Genomic DNA, 19,682 nt, shown 5'->3' with positions numbered 1-19,682 from the left:
ACTGGTTCATTTTGACTGACGCATCTTGTAATATTTTGTCGGCGAGTGGCCTACCCGTCACCGTCCTCCCATCAAGCGGCCAGCGGGAGAGCTGTCGATCATCCACCTAACCAAGCGATTCGATGACACAGATATGCGCTGCAGGAGCCCAATTTTTCCTTTGATCGTTCTGGCAACAGTAGCAAGGGCAGAGCCGGTTTTTCTGATTCGGGACACTCCCGCCCGGACGCTGTACCTGCAGACCGAGTCGGTCCGGCAAGACACGTTCGGCAACGTCGACTTTACGGTGAAGGCGATCGCGAAGCGCGGATATAAGCCTACAGGGGCGTCCGAAACGATTGCTATCGCCTTGACCGACTATCAGATGGATTGTTCGAGAAACCGCGTCAGAGAAACCGGTACCCGATACGTCACTGACGAAGATAAGGATGCCGGCCGGGCGCCGGATTCCAGCCGATCGTGGGCTGCTATTGCACCGGGGAGTGAGATTGATGCTGTTCGCAAAAAAGGCTGTTGAGGCTGCCGACCCTCAAGTTCATCCCAAGGGAATCGAACGAGCAACGATCGCGATTTTCGCCGTCTTCGTCGCACTTTGCCTGCTCGTCGTATTTATCGTCGACCAGGCACTTAATTCAGCCGAGCAGTTCACAAATCGTTCAGCGGATGCGCGAGCAACAGCGATCGCGCGATCCTATGCCAACTATCTTTCTGAACGGACAGCCGCTGCGGACATTCTTGCGCGAACCGTCGCCTTCCAGTACCGAAACTACAAGGGAAAGGTCGACCTTACCCGCCTGGTCGCCGCCGGGCTGCTTGCCCCGACAGACCAAACGCTCGTCACGCTCGTCGATGTAGACGGGAAGGTGGTCCAGGCCTGGCCGACGTCGCCCGAATCAATCGTGCATCTTGGCGACCGCGAACACTTTGTCGCACAACAAAATTCGGTCAAGGACGAGCTGTACATCGGCGCGCCAGTGTTCGGCCGAGTGTCGAACGCCTGGACGCTGCAATTCACACGGAAGTTATTCGACGATGCTGGCCGCTTCGCAGGAGTGGTCGTGGTGTCGGAGCCCCTCGACTTCTTCACGAAGAGCTTCGCAAACCATGCGAACCTTGGAACGGATGGTGCAGTGCTCGCGTTTCGGCAAGACGGCCGGCTGCTCGTGCGTGCATCGTCTGACGGTACACCCTTGCCGACAGGTGAAGCGCTCGAACGCTATGTTGCTTCCGACGAGTCATCGAACTTCATTTTCGATCCGGTCGACCATCATCGTCGGCTCTATGCGCGGCAGCCCGTCCCCGGCTATCCGGTAACCGCAATCGTCGCGCTATCCGTCCGTGACATCTATGCCGATCTCGAGCGACAGAAGAATGCATATTGGGGTTGGGCATTCCTCTTGGTGCTCGCCCTGACTGCTGCAGCGTTCCTTGCGAAGTCTTACGTCAGAACCCTGCTGCAACAGCGCGCAATCAACGCCAACATTGCCGAGACTGATCAGTTGACTGGTCTCGGAAACCGGCGCGCACTCGACACCTACACAACGAATCGGTTCAAGCGCGACGACCGTCCCCCGGTGGCGCTTGTGTTATTCGATATTGCTGATTTCGCGGTGATCAACGACCGGTATGGCGACGACGTTGGCGACAGCTTCTTGAAGATGGTCGCGAATCGGCTTACGCAGCTGACGAAGACGGCCGACCTCGTGGTACGAGTAAAGTCGGATCAGTTCGGCGTTTTGCTTTCCGGCAATGAACCAGCCGCTCGTGCTCTCGAGTTCGTGCGTGCGCTATTCGATTCATACCGCTTCCCTGTTCATTTCCGAGGCTACAGCCAAGACGTTACGTTGTGCGTTGGCATAGGTACCTCGGAATACGAGGACGCGCCTGGAGCCCTTCGCGGCCAGGCGAGCTACGCGCTCGACCTTGCGAAGCGCGCGGCCTCGCAAACGCAGCGGAATGAATATCGCGTCTACGATCACGCGATGTTCCAGCAGTTCGGAGACGAGCGCGGCGTCGAAGAAGCAGTCCACGAGGCAGTCTTGCATGGTGGAATTGAAGCGGCATGCACACCCACACTGAATCCGCGAGCGAACACCGTAGTCGGAATCTGGGCCGCGCCGTTACTCCGCCGCTCTGCGGGCGATACCCTTGCCGCAGGCACTTTCATGGACGCCGCAGATCGGAGCCGCTTGTCGAACTCCGTATGGACCCTGGCGATCGAACACGCGACGCACACGGTCGCGCGCTTCGGAGATGACGCGCTGCTGTGGGTCCGCGTGCCCGCGACATTTATCCGAGACATCGACCCAGACCGCTACATCAATCCAAACGTGTTGTCGCCGGCTCGATACAGACTGGCCGTCACAGGCCTACTCGATCGGCAGCTCGATGAGATCAGTGTCGCGCGCATTACTGCCTTGCGCGGGCGAGGCGTCATGATCTACGCCATTGTGGATCTCGACTGCGGCTCGCCATTCGCCCTATTGTCAAGTTTACCGGTTGACGGGATGGTGATAGAGGGGGCTTGGGTTCACGCGTCGCCTGGGTCTTCGACTGCAGCGCCGGTGCTGAATGGACTCATCGAAGCCGCCGCGGCGACAGGCTGGCAGACGGCGGTTACTGGCGTCACAACACCGGAACAATTGGCGTGGCTTAGCGCTAGATCCGTTGCGACCGTCTCCGGGCCTTACGTCGACGCGACGTGGCCGGTCTCGCTGCACCAGAACTAAGGTGACGTGCGATGGGCGGCATCTGGAACGGTGACGCGCTGCCGAACGACACGTTGCGCAACGTCGCGGTTCCAGTGTCGGATGGACGGCTTGTCTTGAGTGTCCGAGGAGGCGCGGACACCGGATACCTGTTGGAGCGCCGACGCTGGTACGTCGACGGCCACCTTGGGATTCAGCGGTTGTCGCTCGAGAACCCATCCGCGCTTACGGCGTTCGCAGAATGGGAGACCGCTTTCCTATTCCCGGAGCAACACTATGGCCCGCTTCGCGAGGCGGTGCCAAGAGCACCGCGCCGCTCGAGGGGCGGTGCCAGCCTGCTACACGTGACGAATCGAGCTGACGCCGAGCTCGTTCGCATGCTTTCCGACGCAGCAGAGCGCGCCGGATTGGCCGACTGTGTCTTTCACGCGTTTCTACTCGATGGAACCGAGCGAAACGTTGTCTTGCACGACACCCTGATCGCAGGGATCGGTCCGGACTCCGCACTGTGGTCGCAACACTACTCGAACAAGGCGCTTTATCGAAGTGATCCGGTGTTCCTCCAGACGCGTCACCACAACTACCAACCAGTCACCGCGTCCGATCTCCTTCATGCGCCAGGAAGCCCCCTCGAGGAAGTGCGCAGCTATCCTGCGTTTCAGAGCAGCGTTTTCTTCCCGGCGCGCCACGAGGCTGCGCTCGGTATCCTGCATGTCGGTCGCTCGTTTCCGGCACCGGCTGGAGAAGCTGCGTTTCTCAACGCCCGGTCGCGAAGCGACTGGACCACACTCGCGCACGACATCCTGCGCTACTATCTGGCCAACCGACGTGCCGAAGCGGTCAATCAGCTGGCCCTCACGGAGCTCGAACACCAAGTGCTCGCCCTGCTCGTCGCGGGGATCAAAGCAGACGAGATCGAAGCGCGCCTGGGGATTTCGCATGCGACCTTGCGAGACGCTCGCCAGTCGATCAATCAGAAAATGGGGACGCATGACATTCGAGTCAGCGTCAACGAGGCCAAGAGTTACGGACTCGTCGTACCTTCATATTTCTCCCGGTAATATCAGACAAGATTTTCATTGGCCACTCATCTATGGCAAATGTGGCTTGCCGCACAGTAACCTCTCGGTAAATCGGCAGTCCGCGCGATCCATCGCCTGCGGACCTAACAGCGAATACCGCAATGAAGCTGCGAACGATAGCGACACTAATCACGTTACTGGGGGCCACACAAGCCGCATTGGGTTTTGCCCAACAGCTGCCCCGCCATCCATCGACCAACTGGACGATCGCGACCGCTTATCCTGCTGACACCGTTTCCGGGCACGCTGCGACAGACTTTGCACGCATGCTTGAAGGTGCGCTCCACGGCGCCATTCACGTCTCCCCGCGTTTCGAAGTCAAGATGCTGCCGGCCGCCATGGCCGAAGACCCCGCCCGACTGCCTTTTGCTCTACTTTTCGCTGGCGATCTGGCCGCGAAAGAGCCGATCCTCGCGTTGTCCGTTCGTCCGTACAGCGTCACATCGATCGATGAAGCACGTGAAATGGCACAGCTGGCGAAACCAGCGTATCGCACGGCGCTCGCGCATCAGGGCTTGGTGCTGTTGGCTGTCGTACCGTGGCCGCCGACTGGCATCTGGTCCCGCAAACCGATCGGTTCGCCCAGCGATTTCTCCGGCATGCGCGTGCGCGCCTACGACGAGTCGTCGCGACGTGTCATGGCAACGCTCGGAGCGCGGGTCGTCTCTCTCCCGATACAGGAGGCGCTCGTCCAGCTGAAGGCGGGAAAGATCGACGCAATCATTTCGTCGGGCGACGGTGATGCCGGACGCGCGTATGCGGACGTGTTGCCGAACTTCACGGCGCTCCGGTACGCCTATCCGGTTTCGTTTTTGGTGGTCAGCAAGCGGTTCCTCGACAACCTCGCAGTTCCGCAACGGGCAGCGGTGTTCCAGGCCGGTGTAGAAGCTGAACGCCTGGCGTGGGAGCGGCTGCCGGAACGCGTTCACCGGAACTACCGGTCGATGTCGACCTGGGGTGTAACCGTTCATGATCCGGCGCCGAAGTCGTTGATCGCAGCCGTCGAGCGCGCGGCCAAGGCTGACACCACCATCGCGATTGACACGGACTACGAGACCACGCAGCTGCTGACTCAGTTTCACAGCTGCTCGGTATCCCATCGAGCGTGCGATCCGCAAATTGACCGGGAGGCGGCACGATGAGTTCATCCAAGCGCAGGCTCACGATCGTCGCGATCGTGCTCGGCTATCTCGCCGCACTTGCTCTCGGGCAGCGTCACGCCGAGTCCCAAAGCGGCGTCACCGTCCTTCCGGTGGAAGAAGCGAACTCACGTTGCCAGATTGAGAACCACTATGTTGGCGACGGGCAGATTCGCGGCCGGCAAACGTGTTCTCCGTCGAATCCGCAGGGTGCAGGCCATGACCGCGATTGACCTGAACGTCGACATTGGCGAGGGCGGCGCACACGACGACGCCCTGCTCCCCTATGCGACGTCGATCAACATCGCATGTGGCTGGCACGCGGGTGATCCGATGACAATGCACAGGACCGCCGCGGCAGCGCTTGCTCGAGATATCGCTATCGGTGCTCATCCGAGTTACCCCGATCGCGAGCATTTCGGTCGGCGTTCACTCGAAATGGACCGTGAGGAACTGTACGCCGGGATCCAATACCAAATCGGCGCACTTGCTGGCATCGTAAAAGCGCTTGGTGGCCGCCTGGCTCACGTCAAGCCGCACGGTGCGCTGTACAACGACGCCGAGCGGGATCCGTCGGTCGCCGACGCTGTCGTCGCGGCTGTTCAGGCTTTCGATCCGTCGCTTGCAGTTTTCGGTCTTTCAGGTGGCCGCCTTGTCGCTGCAGCTCGTCACGCCGGGCTCACCGCGATCGATGAAACGTTTGCGGACCGTGGCTATCGGCGCGACGGAACGTTGGTGCCGCGGTCGGAGTCGGGCGCTCTCATCGACGATCCGAACCAGGTCGCGCGCCGCACCGCAGAAATGGTTATTACAGGTCGCGTCCAGGCCCATGACGGGTCTTGGGTCTCGATCGCAGCCCAGACCATGTGCCTGCACGGCTATGGGCCGCACGCGATTGTGTTCGCGCACGAAATTCACGCGGCTCTCCGAGCCGTATCTTGCACGCTAAGCCGTCCGTTAAGGGTTGACACCAACTCTGCAATCCCTTAGCCTATAAATCAAACATGATATCAAAACATCAAATTTGATTTTTGATTATCTGAACTTGAGAAAACTGCGCAAATCACCCAAAACGTCTGCTTCTTTGTATTCGAGGAATGCCGGCACGAACATGGGGATCACTCAGGAAGAGCTATCGCGCAGGGTAATTTTGATAGACGAGACCTATGAGGTCGACGTCTATTTAGGACCGTCCAAGACGTGGCAGGTGGATCTGGTCTTGAAGTCTGGAAAACGTATTGAAGTTGAGACGCAGCGCGGGACGCCCAAGATGTGGCGAACGCTGGATAAGGCACTGGACTTTGCAATTGCCTTCTGCACCCAGCGATCCAAGCTGACCGTCCGGTACCAGGACTTAAAGCTAGAGAGTCCGCCGCAGGACTGAAGTGAGCGGTTGATGCAGGTGCGGGAACACCGGCATCAACCTGACCATATAGCAGTGTCTTGAGAGAGCACCCATGGCTTTGGCCATTGTACGCCATCCGGCGGGCGTCGCCGCGCTCGTACGCCAGCACGCGCGCGTTAACTCGTTACCCGATGTAACGCGCCCCGCCATTCGCTCAGCTGCCTCCGACGCTGCAGCAGCCATCGTGCGCCTCTCTCGCGCGCTCCCTGCCTGGTTCCATCGCACCAGCCGGTTACTTCACATTTCCCTCGACGCCAGTTTCGACAACCTCTTGCGTCGTGCCAGCGGACTTTCCGGCCCTCGGATGCTGGCGTTCCGCTTCGTGCAGCCCCCCTTGCACGAAGCGCTTTTTATTCCTACTCGGTCCTGCAGCTCGGCGCTGCGCGATCGGCGCCCCTGGTAGGTAGCGAAAATGCGCCTCCCGGCTCCTACCATAAGACAAATAGGACTACTGATTGCACTGGTAGTCCTGTCGTGTCGAATCGCACATGCGTCCTGCTGGGAAGACGCCGGTTCGCAGTATGGCATCGACCCGGCACTCCTGAAGGCAATCGCGTGGAAGGAGTCGCGAGGCTGGACGGGTGCCCGCGGCCCGATGCTGAAGGACGGAAACCAGGCAATCGGCCTGATGCAAATCAACACCGTCCATCTACCAACGCTCGAGCGCGTCGGCATTCAGCGCAGAGATCTGTTTGATGCGTGCACGAGCCAGCGCGTCGGCGCCTGGGTGCTGGCCAACTGCGTTTCGCAGTTCGGGTCGACCTGGAAGGCGGTCGGTTGCTACAACACCGGCCCTGCCTCCACCAATACGGCGGCTCAGCTCCGGTACGTCCGCGACGTGCAGCGCTACTACGCCGCCTACAAACGCGCCCAACCGGAGGCCCGATGACCCGTTCTATCACGTCGATCGCTGTTCGACTTGCCACGGCGGCGCTTTGCAGCGCGCTCGCCTTCTCGTGCGGCGCGCAAACCCTTGCCTCGCCGCAACCCGTTGGCCGGCTCTCAGACGTCACGCAGTTTGGCATGGACCCCGACGGCCAGTTTGTGCTCTGCGATGGCGACGATTGCCCTCCGCGGACGGTAAAGCACATTGCGCAAGCGCCTGTTGCGCGCGCACCCGAAACCGAGTGGACGGTACCCGAACCGGCTGCTCGGCCGGCCACGAAACGCAAGGCCGTTAAGCACAAGCGGCACGTCTCGCACAAGCCGCGCGTGCGTCTCTGCAAGTAGTTCTCAACCGTCACCGCAAGGAGCCAGCATGTCCGTCATTTTGAAGTCTTTCGCCACCTCGCTGATTGCGCCGGAACACGTCGCTTATCAGCTCGACCCCGGACGTCGCGACGCGATGTTCGAGGAACTCCGCCAATGGGCGAAGGCCCTGCTCTTCACCATCCTGATCGTCGCAATCGTCTTCACGTGTCTGCACGTGGCTGCCTCCGATGGCACCGAGTTCCAGGATGCTTCGCAGAAGTTCGAGAACTGGATCAAGGGCAACGCCGGCAAGCTCGCCGCACTCGTGTGCGTGATGATCGGCATGTTCATGGCGGCCGTACGCAAGGATTGGAACTGGCTCTTCGGCGGTGTCGCGCTGGGCCTGCTCGTCGGCATCATCGTCGGCATCATCAACGCGAGTTTCACGGCGACTATCTAAGGAGACCGAATCATGGCAGCCGAGGATCTCTCCCACGCCATCCCCGTCACGCTGGACGATGCCCCGAAGTTGCTTTTTTGGGATTGGGACGTCGCGATGGTGGTCATGACCGGCATCACTGTTGGCCTTGGCACCGGGTTCCCGATCCTCGGCGTTGCCCTCGGGGTCAGCCTGGCCGCTATCTACTCGAAGTTCTTCAAATCCGGTACCCACCAGGGTGCCCCATTTCACCTGCTCGGTTGGATGACCGGGCAGCCCCCCATGTCGGACCTGCCCGACAGCTACCTGCGTGAATTCCAGGGGTAACTGACCATGAAACCCGACCTCGCCGAGAATGAACGTGCCGACCTGCGCGGGCAAGTGAAGTTCCTCAAGCTCTGCCTCGTCTTCAGCGACAGCGCCATCGTTCTGCTTCTCATCCTCGTGATGTTTCTCGTACTGCGCGACCCTACCCGGCTCGTTCCGCCGGAGATCCGCCACGCCTACGTGATCGGATCCGGTACCGCGAACGGCGACTACCTCAGCGACATGTCCGACTATGTCCTGAACCTCCAGGCGACCACGACTCCCGAGACCGTCGACCACAACAACGCGGTCATTCTCAAGATGACCGATCCGGCATCGTACCCGGCCATGAAGACGATGCTCGACGCGGCAGCAATCCGGATCAAGCGCGAGCGCATCACTACGATCTTCGTGATGCGAACCAAAAGCATCGATCGGCCGAACAACCGCGTCACCACCACCGGCACGTACAAGACCTACATCGGCGACAAGCTTGTCGGCGAAGAGGATCGGATTCTTCTCGTCGCCTTCAACATCACCCTGACAGGACAGACCTATGTTCAGCAACTTGCGCAAGTGGATAGCCGCGGCAACGTTGTTCCCAACGGCAGCCGCTAACGTTCTGCCCGCGATGGCCGCGCCCCCCACAACGAGTGATCCGAGGGAATACACCGTCTCGGCCACTGAGCAGAACCGCCTCGAGATTGCGGGGCGAGCGATCAAGCAGGTCGTCCCGGCGCACAAGGGGGCGTTGACGTACGCCAAGGACAGGAAGAACGGGGTCTTCTACTTCGCGTTCGCCAACGGCGACGCGATGGGCACCGAGACCCTCTTCGTGATCGACGAACAGGGCGCGACGTACCAGTTGCTGTTGCAGCCTCGTCGTGTGCCGTCCGCAAACATCATTGTGCCGTCCAGTGGTAACGGCCCGGCCCGAAGTTCCGGAGCACGCACGGCCGCCACCTCGTCGGCCTATCAGAGCGCCATCAAGGATCTGGTCTATGAGATGGCTGCCGCGCAGGGCGATCCCGTTGCCGATCCGATAGCGTCTGCCGTCCCCGTGAATCAGGACGTGCCGCTGTGGAAAGAGGCCAGGCTGACCTTTCAGACGAAGTTCGTTGAGGACGCGTTCGTCGGTGAGCAATACACGCTTACGAACGTGTCCGGCACTGACATGGTGATCGCCGAACAAGAGCTGTATCGCCCTGGTGTCGTTGTGGTCGCAGTCGAGCAACAAACGCTCGCGCCGGGCGATAGCACGCGCGTCTATATTGTTAGGGAGCGGGCCCGCGATGAGTGACCGAGACGATTCGTCCGCAGTGGCGGGCACGAACGATCGCATCAAATCGCGCCAGCGCGTGATGATGATCGTCGCGATGGTTGTGATCCTCGCAGCGACAGGCGTCGGCCTGTTTCTCAGCGGTGACACCCCGACGACCGCGAAGCCGAAGCCTGTCGTTGAAGCGATTCAACCTCCCGGCTCGATCAGCGACCGCGACGCTTGGCGCGGGCAGTCGGATGCAAAGCTGCTCGACATTCAGCAACAGATCCAGCGCATCGCGGCTGACCAGGTTAACAGCAAGGCCGCTATCGACAAAGTGGCGTCGGACGTCGCTGGCCAGAAAGCGGCCGAGGCCACTGCAGCAGCGAGCGCAGCGGCCGCCGCGTCAGCTGCTGCAGCTGCGTCAGCTGCGACGTCGGCATCCTCCACACCGGCAACGTCGACGACGACATTGAACAAGCCGTTGCCGGTTGGCACGACTGGTCGCGGCCTGGGCGGCAAGCGCGTCCTGACGCCGCCCGGCGATAGCACGGCGCTGAATACTCCGATCGGCGAGAGCATGCCGGCCTCGAATGAACTCGAGATTATCGACTTCGACGATAACGCGGATGCCGGTGGCGGCAGTGGTGCGACGGGCGGTGCCGGCGGCAAGCTTGAGGTACAGGGTTTTCCTGTCGATGCGCGCGCACGGCGTTACAAGATGACGACGTCGCCGGACGGCGCAGCAGTTGGTGGCGTCGGCGGAAAAGGTGACGTCAACTTGTTGCCGGCCGGCTCATTCATCCCGGTCGCGATGCTCAACGGTGTCGACGCGCCCACCGGTGGGCAGGCACAAAGCGATCCGCTATCCGTCGACCTGCAAGCGATCAAGCCGGCAAACCTTCCGAACGGAAAACGGCTCGACGTGACGGGCTGCCGAATCGTCTCGAGCGCATGGGGCGATCTGTCGGCTGAACGCATGATGGGCCGCACGCAAATCTTGTCGTGCATTCTCGGCGGCCGCGCAATCGAGATCGACATCAAGGGCAAGCTCATCGGCGAGGACGGCAAGGAAGGCGTCCGTGGTCGCCTAGTCACCAAGCAGGGCCAACTGCTCGCGAACGCCATTCTATCGGGCACGCTCGGCGGCATCGGCCAGGCATTTCAGCAGTCCGCAACGGTTACGTCCTTCGGTGGCGGCGGTGTCACACAAACCGTCGACGGCAGCCAGGTTGGCCGAGCCGCGATCGGCGGCGGCGTTGGCACTGCTGGCCAGATGCTCGCGCAGTACTACCTGAAGGCCGCCGACAAGCTCTTCCCCGTCATCGAAACGGACGCGACTCGAACGATCGAAGTCTCGATCACGAAGGGCGTGTACGTCGATGCCGCAACCGCCGCCCTGTTCGAAACGCGTTCGACGCTGGACCGCTCCCGAAATCGCAATCGGAGAACCCGAGATGAATAACTGCCCTTTGCGCGTTCGCGTCCGGCTGCTCGTCGCCGCGCTCGCCATCACCCTGCCCTACGCCTCCGCCGTCCGAGCCGACGACGGTACGGCGGCCGCTCAGCAGGTCGCCGATCATCTGACGGCGACTTACCCGAAGACCCCGTTCCGCGATATCAAACCCGCACCGCTGCCAGACCTGTACGAGGTGTCGATGGGTGAGAACGTCGCGTACACCGACAGCACTGGGCGTTACTTCCTGTTCGGCCATCTGTACGACATGCAGGACCAGGTCGACATTACCGAGCAGCGCAAGGCGCAGGGATACAAGACCCGCTTTCCGGCCGCGGTCCTGAACCATGCAATCAGGACCGTCCACGGCGACGGGCAGCGTGTGCTCGCGGTGTTCTCGGATCCCGATTGCCCGTACTGCCACCAACTCGAGCAGCAGCTGGCGATGGTCGACAACGTGACGATCTACACGTTCCTCTACCCCCTCGAATCGCGTCACCCGGACGCGATGACCAAGTCCATCCGGATCCAGTGCTCGCCCGACCCAGCGAAGGCGTGGAAGGAATGGATGACGGAAAACCGGCTGCCGCCGCTGGTCTCCTGCCATCACCCGATCAACGACAACATCGTGCTCGGCTCCCGATTGGGTATCACGGGCACACCGACCATCATCGCCGAAGACGGCCGCATGCTGCCCGGCGCGGTGTCGGCGGCGCAGCTCAACGCGTGGCTCGACGCCGGAACGAGTACCGCCGCCGCGAGCACCTCGGCCCAACCGCAGGGAGCGCTGAAATGAACCGGATCCCGTCTCGCTCCACGGCACTGATCGGGGCGATCGCCGTCGTGCTCGCCGGATGTTCATTCTCCGGGCTGGACGCCTCCAGCAAATTCTCCTGCAAGGCCCCGGACGGCGTCGCATGCGCATCAATGTCCGGTGTGTACGCGAACATACAAGCGAACAACCTTCCGGGCCAACAGATCAGCCACGGTCCGTCGCTTGCGGCCACGACCAAGACGCCGGCACCTGGCAGCGCAGTCCTGTCGCGCCCGCTTTTCTCGGGCTCACCGATCCGCAGCGCACCGCGCGAACTCCGGCTTTGGTTCGCGCCCTGGGAGGATGGCGATGGCGACCTCTACGACCAGTCGTACGCGTATCTCGTGATCGACAACGGCCAGTGGCTGATCGCGCACAACCAGCGCCGGATTCGCGACCTGTACCGGCCGGCCCCCGGCATCGCCGTGCGCGACGCTGCCGGTGCGGGCGTTCCCGCGCCCGCTGCCGCCGCGCCGGTACCGCCGCTCGATTCCGGCTCGCCCGCGCCGAGCGCCGGCACGTCGGGTCTGGCCGATGAAGCGATGCGCCAGGCCGCGATGGCTGGCGACAAGCTCAAGCAGTTCGCTGCCGGCGTACGGATGCCGGACGCATCGGCCGTGGGGCGCTGACCATGGCACAGATCTTCGACCGATCATGGCTCCGGCAGGCCCGCGAGGCCGCGCAGACTTTCTGGCGCGACGCGGTGCTGGGTGAAACGCCCGTGCACGACGACATCGAGACCACGCTGAACTCTCGTGAAGGGATGTCACCGGCCGGCCTCCATCAAATCCTGAAGTACGACCAATACGACGATGCCACCGGGCTTTTCTACAACGACAACGCCGTAGCGTTCTGCTTCTCGGTGGTTTCGCAGACCGGAGCGGACGAGGACATGGTCAGCCAGCTGACCACGCTCTTTACGCCGATACCTCCGGGCACCGGCGTGCAGTGGTGTCTGTTCGGTTCGACTCGCGTCGATGCGGTTCTCGAGCACTACGAGGATCTCCGCCACGAAGCGGTCGAGGCCGGCAAGGTCGATCCGATGTTCCTGGAGATCGCCCGCCGGCGGACGGACTACATCCGTTCGATGCAGGGGCGGTCGCTGTGGGAGTCGGCGCCGTTCCTTGTGAAGCAAACACGACTGGTGTTCTCCGTCACGCGCTCGGGATCGCATCGGGATCACACGCTTGTGAGCGAGATGGCCGATCTGAAGTCGACGCTCATGTCGTCCCTCCGGGCGGGAAAGCTGCCGGCGCGGCAAATGGACGCCGACGATCTGATCGCCTTCCTGTTCCCGATCTTCAATCCCGAGTTCCTGTTCAACGGCGAACCGATGCCGGACCTGCGCTACGACCCGACGCGGCCGATCAAGGAACAGATCACGGCGTTCGGGCACCGTGCGCGCGTTCGTACCACCGAGATCCTGTTCGGTGTGCCGCCCGCGGACGATGAGCAGGATACACGCGTGGCCGTTCGGGCGTTTGGTGTACAGCGCTATCCGAGAAGCAAGCATCTGTGGGAGATGACGGGCATCGTTGGCTCGTTCACCGACACGCAACTCCAGTATCCGTGCCCGTACCTGATCTGCGGCGGCATATTTACGCTCGATCGGAACGTCGTCGACAGCCGTGTCCAGGTCCGCACGGCTCGCGCGCAGCAGAACGCCGAATCGAAGATGGCCAAGTTTCAGCCCAGTCTGTCCGCGCAGAGCCGCGACTGGAAGATGGTGCAGGTCCAACTCGATGCGGGCGGGCAGATGTGTGAGCTCTATCACACGCTGATCCTGTTCGCCCCGCGGCAGCAGATCAACCGGTACAGCCAGACCGCGATCAACCTTTGGGACAACGTCGGTTTTCGGATCGTGCCGCTTCGCATGATGAATCTGCAAGCGCTGTACGCAAGCATGCCGATGACGTTGACGAAGGGCGCGCGCGGCGACCTGAAGCGCAACCGGCTGATGAGCCAGAAAACCACCGTCAATGCGGTCGACATGTCGCCTGTACTCGGTGAGTGGAATGGAAACGGCAACCCGATCATGTTGTTCTACGGCCGGCGAGGGACGATAACGCCGGTCGATTTCTACCGTAACCGCCAAGGCAATTACAACCTGTTTGCCTCGGGCGTGTCTGGCGCCGGCAAAACCGTGATGCTCAACGAAGTGGCATTCGGCTATCGAAGCGTCGGCGCGCGCTGCGCGATCATCGACGTCGGTGCCGGCTACGAGAACTTCGTAAACATGCTGGACGGCGCGTTCATCCGCTTCACGTTGAACTCCAAAATCTGCATCAACCCGTTCTCGTGGGTCGGCGTCGATGAGGAAAACACGTTCGAACAAGAACTCCGGATGCTCAAGCCGCTAATCGGTCGGATGGCGTCCCCGGAGGCGCCGCTCAATGCGCTGCAATACGCGTTCATCGAGGAGGCTATTACCGTCGTGTGGGGCCGGCACAACCGTGCATCCAACCCGACGCTGATCTCCCAATATCTCCAGACCGAGATCAAGAACGAAAAGGGTGAGATCGAGCGGATCGCTTACGAGCTCGGCCGGCAGCTGCGCCCATTCTGTGAGGGCGGCGTATATGGTCGCTTCTTCAACGGCGAGGCGAACATCTCGTTCGACAACGACCTAACCTGTCTTGAGCTCGAGGAGCTGAAGAATGCGCCCGAGCTGCGCCGCGTCGTGCTGTTCGCACTGACGAGCAAGATCGCACACGACATGTATATGTCGCCACGCAACCTCCCCAAGCTTTGCATAGTCGACGAAGCGTGGCAGCTCCTGGGGGACGATCGCGAGACCGCGCTCTTCATCGAGGAGGGCTATCGCCGAGCGAGAAAGTACAAGGGCATTTTCGGTCTGGGAACACAGTCCATCGAGGACGCCTACAAGAACGACGCGTCGAAGGCGGCATACAACAATGCTGACTGGAAATTCATTCTTCGCCAGGACAAGCAAAAGCTCGACAACCTGATCAAGGATGGTCTCGCCAGCTTCACACCCGCCGTCGAGAAGATGATTCGGTCCCTGCAGAAAGAGGACGAGCAGTTCGCGGAAATGATCATCGACTCGCCTGACGGCCAGATGCTGGTGCGGCACATCCCGGACCCGTTCGCGTTTTTGGTGGCCACGTCCACCGGCGAAGACGTCGAGGAGCGAAATCGCCTGCTCAAGCAAGGCTACAACCACTTCCAGGCACTCGAGATCATGCTCGAACGCCGTCTCCAGAGGGCTGCAGCATGACGATCGAGCCGAGTGCCGCGCGGCAAGAGCCGACGTTGCCCGCAAGTCAATCATCTCCTGATGCCGACCCGGCGCCAGCCGCAGCGCCGGTTACACCGGGCCCTGCGCGGCGGGACTGGATGCACCATGTCGCGCCGATTCTCGCGTCGTCGCTGGTGACGCTCGCCGTGATCGGCCCTCTGCTGTACACGACCTCAGCGCATCGCGCGGCGCCCGTCGCGACCATCGACCTGCAGAAGCTCGTCGAGGCAGCGCAGGCGCGTGAGCTTGCAGCATTTCGCGCGAGCCACGGCGCGCAAGCCGTGCCGAGCGCAAGCGATGCCCAGGCTGCTGTCGACGACACCGCGCGGTTTGCGCGCGAGCTGTCCATCGCTGTGGAAGCGCTTGGCCGGACCTGCCGCTGCGTGCTGGTCAACAAAGCCGCGATCCTGAACACCGAGGCAGTTGTCGACTATACCGACACGCTGCGCACGCAGTTCAAACTGGATCTGCCGACGGGAGCACGGAAATGAACGTCGTCGTCGATTATCCGGAGGATTTCCCGCTCGTCGGTGTCGATCGCAAGGTCTTCGATCACCGGTTGCGCGATCTGTTCGCTCAACCGGATCCGTATGCCGCGCACACGCTCGACAAACTGAGAGAGCGGATTGGTCTCAAGTCTCGTTACCACTCAGGTGACTATGACGAGCTCGAGACACTGTTCACACTCGTGCGTACGGACCCCGACCAGGCGGTGCGCGATCAATTGCTCGTGCGGGCCGGCGACTTCCTCCTCGTGCATCTCCGCCTGGCCGACTTCCCCGATCGAAGCGAGGCAGGCAATCCAACCGCCGCTGGCGACGCATCCTGGTTGGGGTCCGGCGTCCCACTGTGGTGGGTTGCCGGCGGAACCGCGGCGATTGTGGCCGCTGCGGCTGCCACGCATTTCTGGATTGCGCCGGTGGTTGCATCGTATGTCGATTCCATTATCGGCCCGTCGACCGAGCCCCGCCCTTCCACACCTCTCGTCGCGACCGCCGATCCGGCGGCCTCCAGCTCGTCTGCCAACGTCATCCGGCCGAAGGCCGTACTGACTACGACCGTATCGACTCTTCCCGATGACGGAACGACCGCGCTCACGCTCACAACATGGACGCGCGATCCACTGAAGGCTGTTGACGGAATCAAACGACTGATGCCCAAGAGTGACGGTAGCGAGTACCAGATCGACGTCACGGTGTCGCAAACCTCTACCCCTCAGGCATCGCAAAACACGGGAGACGCACACAAATGAAAAAGAACGTCGAGTTGGCCATGGCGGCACCGAACGTAAGCCGGGGTGTTCGAATTGCTGGGGCGTGCGTTTTCGCAGCGTTCACTTTGGCGGCATGCAGTCAGGACTACCGGACGTCGGCACCTGAGCCGGTTTTCAATCAGCTCCTAACGGACCGGCTTAGCAAAGCGACACTGTCGCCGCAAGTCGCCCGAATCGACTGCTACGTCGACACTGGGTGGCCGCTCGATAGTCTGGCATGCGATGTCGCGATGATGGACGAACAGTCTGGCAAGGAAACGTCAATGTTCGAGGTTCGTAGCTATCTCGCCCCGTCTTGGATGAGATCAGGCCCGGAATGGCAGTTCGATGCTGAGACTCTGCACGACTCGAAATTTCGGCTTGTCATTGAGCAACCGAATCCTGCAGTCCTCCGTGTCCGAGTTCACGCTGACCTGGCGCGCGTGTCGTTTGAGGACGCGGAGCATCTAGCGAACAAAGCCTTTGCGGCAGTTGATGAATACCTCAGAGCCCATCCCACGAGCGACCCTCAAAGTTTGCGCGACACGTGGGCGAATCACGGTGATCGTGGCGGCAGTGATCGGGGGGCATCGACTGCTGCAGGATCCGCACCAGCGAGCGCCGGAGGCCGTCCATGAATGCATCGAAGCCCGTCTTTCGATTCCGGGGTGTGGTCGCCGGCTTGGCCGTCGTCACCCTGCTCGCTGCATGCAGCGACTACCGGGGTGACGCTAGCGCGTTGCCGCGTAATGAGCCGCTGACTGCAGCGCTTCGTGGCCACGCGGGGGACACGGCATATGCGTTGCCGAAGGAGATCCAATCGCTGAACTGCTATTTCGCACCGACCGGCATGTTGTGCGATGTGCTCCTTGACGTGCGCGATCCCGATATTGCGAAGCAGCTCAAAAATCCCGCTCAGCGGCTCATCGAGATTGATGACAAGAGATGGTATCGCCGAGATGGTACACCGCAATGGATCTACTACAAGCGTGAGTATCTCGCACTGAGCGACACGAAATTCAATTTTGTTGTCGAGCGCGATGCCACGTCGGGTGGATGGGTCGTTCGTGCAAATGTGGACGCGTCGCGCGTGCCGTTCGAAGAGGCCGCCGCGTTGATGCTTCTGGCCGTTGTGGACACAGCGTCCGACTATACGTCGACACTCAAGGAGCTATACGCGACCTCGCCGCGCGCGAATATGCAGTCCTGGAGCGACCGTGCTTCCGGAAAGGCAGGTGCGAAGGCGCGGACCATGGCGGACGAAGCAGCTGCAGCAGCGGCTGGACGTGCTGTAGCGGCATCGGATGCTGTGGCAAGTCCAGCCAGCACCCCACCACCCGTGCCAAACGCCCCACCTGCCTCGCATCAATCGGGAGGCGTGAAGTGACCGAGAAGAATCGGTTCACCGGCAATTTCGCCCTTGGGTTGCTCGCAGAGTGCAGCTACTTGTTGACCATGATCGGGGCGGCACTGTCCATTGCGCCGCCGGCTGATGTCGACATGTGTCCGTCGGGACTGACTTTCGTCCTTCTCCTGCTCACATCGGTGCAGCTGTACGCCGCGGTGTCGATCGGCGTCTCGATTTTCAAACGTTCGCCAGCGATCGGGGTGAGCTATTTCCTCGTGCTCGCGATCGTTGCATTGGCAGTCGGGATCGCAGCTGGCTTTTTCTTCTTCGACTTGACGCAATGGTGGGCGCGTGTGATCGCGCCAAGGAACCTGTTTCGGCATCGGTGCTTTTGAGCGACGGCGCTGACGCAAAAAGGATAGAGACATGAACACTACCGGCATTCCGCATCGTCCGCCCTCTTTGAATCGCATTCTCGCGGCGGTAGCGATCGCTATTGCTGCATGCGCAGCGTCGCCCGTGGGTGCTGCGGTGACCTGCGCTGTCGACGTCGGCTATTCGCCGGAGGGGACCGCCGAGCAACTGGTGCTGACTTCGATCGAGCGAGCGCGACAGTCAGTTCGGCTCGCTGCTTACACGTTCACGTCTCCGGCCATTGCACGAGCGCTCGTCGGAGCTAAGCACCGGGGCATCGACGTCGCGGTGCTGGCGGACGCTAAGGAAAGCTCGAAACGGACGCAGCAGGCAGCACTTAACGTGCTCGTCCAGGCCGGCATCCCGACTCGAACGATTTCGGCCTACGCGATTCACCACGACAAATTTATCGTCGTCGACGGAGCCGCCGTCGAGACCGGCTCATTCAATTTCAGCGCTGCTGCTGCACGGCGCAACAGCGAGAACGCACTGCTTTTGACCGGCTGCCCTGACTTGGCACGGAGCTATCTCAACCACTGGCAGTCGCGCTGGAGCCAAGGCGTCGACTACACGCTTGCCTATTAAGCGAGGTGCAGATTTGAACAGCGAAGCCCTCCATTCCCTGTTGGCACCGTTGCCTGTCGACGAGACAGCTGATGCAGCTGCTCCCGCGACCCACGGCGATCGGCATGTATCGACTGCCTTTCCCGAGCTCACGCGTTCGCGCGTGGAATTGAGCCTAGATCTGCTCGCCGGCACTATCGTGACGCGCAGCTATCCGGACCAGCTGCTGCCGCCGCAGGATGTCCTGGCAGCAGAGTTCGGTGTCAGCCGGACGGTGCTGCGTGAGGCGATCAGCCGACTGCTCGCGCGCAACATGGTAGAGGTCCGCCCGAAATCGGGCACACGGATCGTTGACGCTCGTCAGTGGCGCGTGATTGATCGCGAAGTAGTCAAATGGCGCCGGCAAGGTAGAGCGGGCTCGGTGTTCCAACGAGATCTGGCAGCCGTGCGCCAACTGGTCGAACCGCTTGCTGCGGCTGAAGCGGCCGCCTTCTCAGATGACGCAACTCGCGAGCGGATCTTGGCCGCCTGCTATCGCCGTCTGGCGCCGATCAGCCGCGCCGACTACGAGAAATCCAGGGAGACGCTGCACGTCGCGGTTCTGGCTGCGAGCCGCAATCAGCTCCTGCAGCAGATGACGTGCTTTGCGGAAGTTCGGCGCGATTCCGAACCGACCGACGGATCCGCAATGGTCGACATTGCCGAGGGCGAGCGTCAGGCGCTTTCGATGCTTGCGGCAGCGTTCCGCGATCGGGATGCCAGGGCCGCATTCGACGCCATGGAACGGGTCAATACGTGGGACTTGTCAGGCACCAGGAGCGGTCATGCGTGAATCGACGCGTACTTTGACTGATGGCGCCAGAGTCCAGCGCGTCCACCCGCGCTGGACCCCGATCGCCCTTTTTTGGTTACTCATCGGGTGCCTGGGCATTGGATTCGCCGCAGTGACGCTTGTTGTTGCTGGAATGGACGGCGCGCTGGGGTGCATGGTGTACGGCATCGTCGCGATCATCATCGCCCGTAGTGCCAGGCACTGGTCGTGAT

The 19,682-nt window shown here is 61.5% G+C and carries 24 protein-coding genes; all 24 read left to right on the top strand.

Going from position 1 to position 19,682, the window contains the following annotated elements:
- Positions 1 to 160: 160 nt before the first annotated feature.
- The 24 genes from ACPUER_RS18270 (at position 161) to ACPUER_RS18155 (ending at position 19,681) form a co-directional block, all read left to right on the top strand.
- Positions 161 to 517: a hypothetical protein gene (locus tag ACPUER_RS18270; protein WP_425131793.1), complete on the top strand. Its 357-nt coding sequence runs from the start codon at positions 161 to 163 to the stop codon at positions 515 to 517.
- Positions 492 to 2,729, top strand: coding sequence for a diguanylate cyclase domain-containing protein (locus tag ACPUER_RS18265; protein WP_425131792.1), 2,238 nt, complete (start codon positions 492 to 494; stop codon positions 2,727 to 2,729). The genes ACPUER_RS18270 and ACPUER_RS18265 overlap by 26 nt, the downstream gene beginning before the upstream one ends.
- An 11-nt stretch (positions 2,730 to 2,740) precedes the next feature.
- Positions 2,741 to 3,769, top strand: coding sequence for a LuxR C-terminal-related transcriptional regulator (locus ACPUER_RS18260; protein ID WP_425131791.1), 1,029 nt, complete (start codon positions 2,741 to 2,743; stop codon positions 3,767 to 3,769).
- 122 nt (positions 3,770 to 3,891) lie between these two features.
- Positions 3,892 to 4,932, top strand: a complete 1,041-nt coding sequence (dctP, locus tag ACPUER_RS18255; protein WP_425131790.1) for a TRAP transporter substrate-binding protein DctP — start codon at positions 3,892 to 3,894, stop codon at positions 4,930 to 4,932.
- Positions 4,929 to 5,162 carry a hypothetical protein gene (locus ACPUER_RS18250; RefSeq protein ID WP_425131789.1) on the top strand — a complete coding sequence of 78 codons (234 nt, stop codon included), beginning with the start codon at positions 4,929 to 4,931 and terminating at the stop codon, positions 5,160 to 5,162. Before dctP ends, ACPUER_RS18250 begins: the two co-directional genes overlap by 4 nt.
- Positions 5,149 to 5,919 (top strand): 5-oxoprolinase subunit PxpA, encoded by a 771-nt coding sequence (gene pxpA / locus ACPUER_RS18245; RefSeq protein WP_425131788.1) that lies wholly within the window; start codon positions 5,149 to 5,151, stop codon positions 5,917 to 5,919. The genes ACPUER_RS18250 and pxpA overlap by 14 nt, the downstream gene beginning before the upstream one ends.
- Positions 5,920 to 6,040: 121 nt before the next feature.
- Entirely contained in the window at positions 6,041 to 6,313 is a 273-nt protein-coding gene (locus tag ACPUER_RS18240; protein ID WP_105833903.1) for a hypothetical protein, read from the top strand.
- Positions 6,314 to 6,746: 433 nt separating this feature from the next.
- The gene (locus ACPUER_RS18235) at positions 6,747 to 7,223 is read left to right on the top strand and encodes a lytic transglycosylase domain-containing protein (protein ID WP_425131787.1); all 477 of its coding nucleotides are present in this window, start codon (positions 6,747 to 6,749) and stop codon (positions 7,221 to 7,223) included.
- A complete protein-coding gene (locus tag ACPUER_RS18230; protein WP_425131786.1) occupies positions 7,220 to 7,564 on the top strand; it encodes a hypothetical protein in 345 nt (114 codons plus the stop codon). Before ACPUER_RS18235 ends, ACPUER_RS18230 begins: the two co-directional genes overlap by 4 nt.
- A gap of 28 nt (positions 7,565 to 7,592) precedes the next feature.
- On the top strand, positions 7,593 to 7,985 hold the full coding sequence (locus ACPUER_RS18225; protein WP_310143871.1) for a TrbC/VirB2 family protein: 393 nt from the start codon (positions 7,593 to 7,595) through the stop codon (positions 7,983 to 7,985).
- Between the two features lie 12 nt (positions 7,986 to 7,997).
- Positions 7,998 to 8,291 (top strand): type IV conjugative transfer system protein TraL, encoded by a 294-nt coding sequence (gene traL / locus ACPUER_RS18220; protein ID WP_425131785.1) that lies wholly within the window; start codon positions 7,998 to 8,000, stop codon positions 8,289 to 8,291.
- A 6-nt stretch (positions 8,292 to 8,297) separates the two neighbouring features.
- Positions 8,298 to 8,888 carry a TraE/TraK family type IV conjugative transfer system protein gene (locus tag ACPUER_RS18215; protein ID WP_105833908.1) on the top strand — a complete coding sequence of 197 codons (591 nt, stop codon included), beginning with the start codon at positions 8,298 to 8,300 and terminating at the stop codon, positions 8,886 to 8,888.
- Positions 8,827 to 9,570 (top strand): TraK domain-containing protein, encoded by a 744-nt coding sequence (locus ACPUER_RS18210; RefSeq protein WP_425131784.1) that lies wholly within the window; start codon positions 8,827 to 8,829, stop codon positions 9,568 to 9,570. The genes ACPUER_RS18215 and ACPUER_RS18210 overlap by 62 nt, the downstream gene beginning before the upstream one ends.
- The gene (locus ACPUER_RS18205; RefSeq protein WP_425131783.1) at positions 9,563 to 10,996 is read left to right on the top strand and encodes a TraB/VirB10 family protein; all 1,434 of its coding nucleotides are present in this window, start codon (positions 9,563 to 9,565) and stop codon (positions 10,994 to 10,996) included. The genes ACPUER_RS18210 and ACPUER_RS18205 overlap by 8 nt, the downstream gene beginning before the upstream one ends.
- The gene (locus tag ACPUER_RS18200) at positions 10,989 to 11,783 is read left to right on the top strand and encodes a DsbC family protein (RefSeq protein WP_425131782.1); all 795 of its coding nucleotides are present in this window, start codon (positions 10,989 to 10,991) and stop codon (positions 11,781 to 11,783) included. The genes ACPUER_RS18205 and ACPUER_RS18200 overlap by 8 nt, the downstream gene beginning before the upstream one ends.
- Positions 11,780 to 12,430 (top strand): type IV conjugative transfer system lipoprotein TraV, encoded by a 651-nt coding sequence (gene traV, locus ACPUER_RS18195; protein ID WP_425131781.1) that lies wholly within the window; start codon positions 11,780 to 11,782, stop codon positions 12,428 to 12,430. The genes ACPUER_RS18200 and traV overlap by 4 nt, the downstream gene beginning before the upstream one ends.
- 2 nt (positions 12,431 to 12,432) lie before the next feature.
- The gene (gene traC / locus ACPUER_RS18190) at positions 12,433 to 15,039 is read left to right on the top strand and encodes a type IV secretion system protein TraC (protein ID WP_425131780.1); all 2,607 of its coding nucleotides are present in this window, start codon (positions 12,433 to 12,435) and stop codon (positions 15,037 to 15,039) included.
- Complete coding sequence (locus ACPUER_RS18185) at positions 15,036 to 15,551, top strand: hypothetical protein (RefSeq protein ID WP_425131779.1); 516 nt, start codon at positions 15,036 to 15,038, stop codon at positions 15,549 to 15,551. Before traC ends, ACPUER_RS18185 begins: the two co-directional genes overlap by 4 nt.
- On the top strand, positions 15,548 to 16,312 hold the full coding sequence (locus ACPUER_RS18180; protein WP_425131778.1) for a hypothetical protein: 765 nt from the start codon (positions 15,548 to 15,550) through the stop codon (positions 16,310 to 16,312). Before ACPUER_RS18185 ends, ACPUER_RS18180 begins: the two co-directional genes overlap by 4 nt.
- A gap of 634 nt (positions 16,313 to 16,946) precedes the next feature.
- Complete coding sequence (locus ACPUER_RS18175; protein ID WP_425131777.1) at positions 16,947 to 17,699, top strand: hypothetical protein; 753 nt, start codon at positions 16,947 to 16,949, stop codon at positions 17,697 to 17,699.
- The gene (locus tag ACPUER_RS18170; protein WP_425131776.1) at positions 17,696 to 18,055 is read left to right on the top strand and encodes a hypothetical protein; all 360 of its coding nucleotides are present in this window, start codon (positions 17,696 to 17,698) and stop codon (positions 18,053 to 18,055) included. The genes ACPUER_RS18175 and ACPUER_RS18170 overlap by 4 nt, the downstream gene beginning before the upstream one ends.
- 31 nt (positions 18,056 to 18,086) lie before the next feature.
- The gene (locus ACPUER_RS18165; protein ID WP_425131775.1) at positions 18,087 to 18,659 is read left to right on the top strand and encodes a phospholipase D family protein; all 573 of its coding nucleotides are present in this window, start codon (positions 18,087 to 18,089) and stop codon (positions 18,657 to 18,659) included.
- A 13-nt stretch (positions 18,660 to 18,672) separates the two neighbouring features.
- The gene (locus ACPUER_RS18160; RefSeq protein WP_425131774.1) at positions 18,673 to 19,470 is read left to right on the top strand and encodes a FadR/GntR family transcriptional regulator; all 798 of its coding nucleotides are present in this window, start codon (positions 18,673 to 18,675) and stop codon (positions 19,468 to 19,470) included.
- Positions 19,463 to 19,681, top strand: coding sequence for a hypothetical protein (locus ACPUER_RS18155; RefSeq protein ID WP_425131773.1), 219 nt, complete (start codon positions 19,463 to 19,465; stop codon positions 19,679 to 19,681). Before ACPUER_RS18160 ends, ACPUER_RS18155 begins: the two co-directional genes overlap by 8 nt.
- The last annotated feature ends 1 nt before the right edge of the window (position 19,682 follow it).

The sequence above is a fragment of the Burkholderia sp. DN3021 genome (genome assembly GCF_049805555.1).
In the GTDB taxonomy this organism is placed as follows: Bacteria; Pseudomonadota; Gammaproteobacteria; order Burkholderiales; family Burkholderiaceae; genus Burkholderia; species Burkholderia pyrrocinia_C.
The sequence above is the reverse complement of the archived record's forward strand: the minus strand, read 5'-3'. Positions and strand labels throughout refer to the sequence as shown.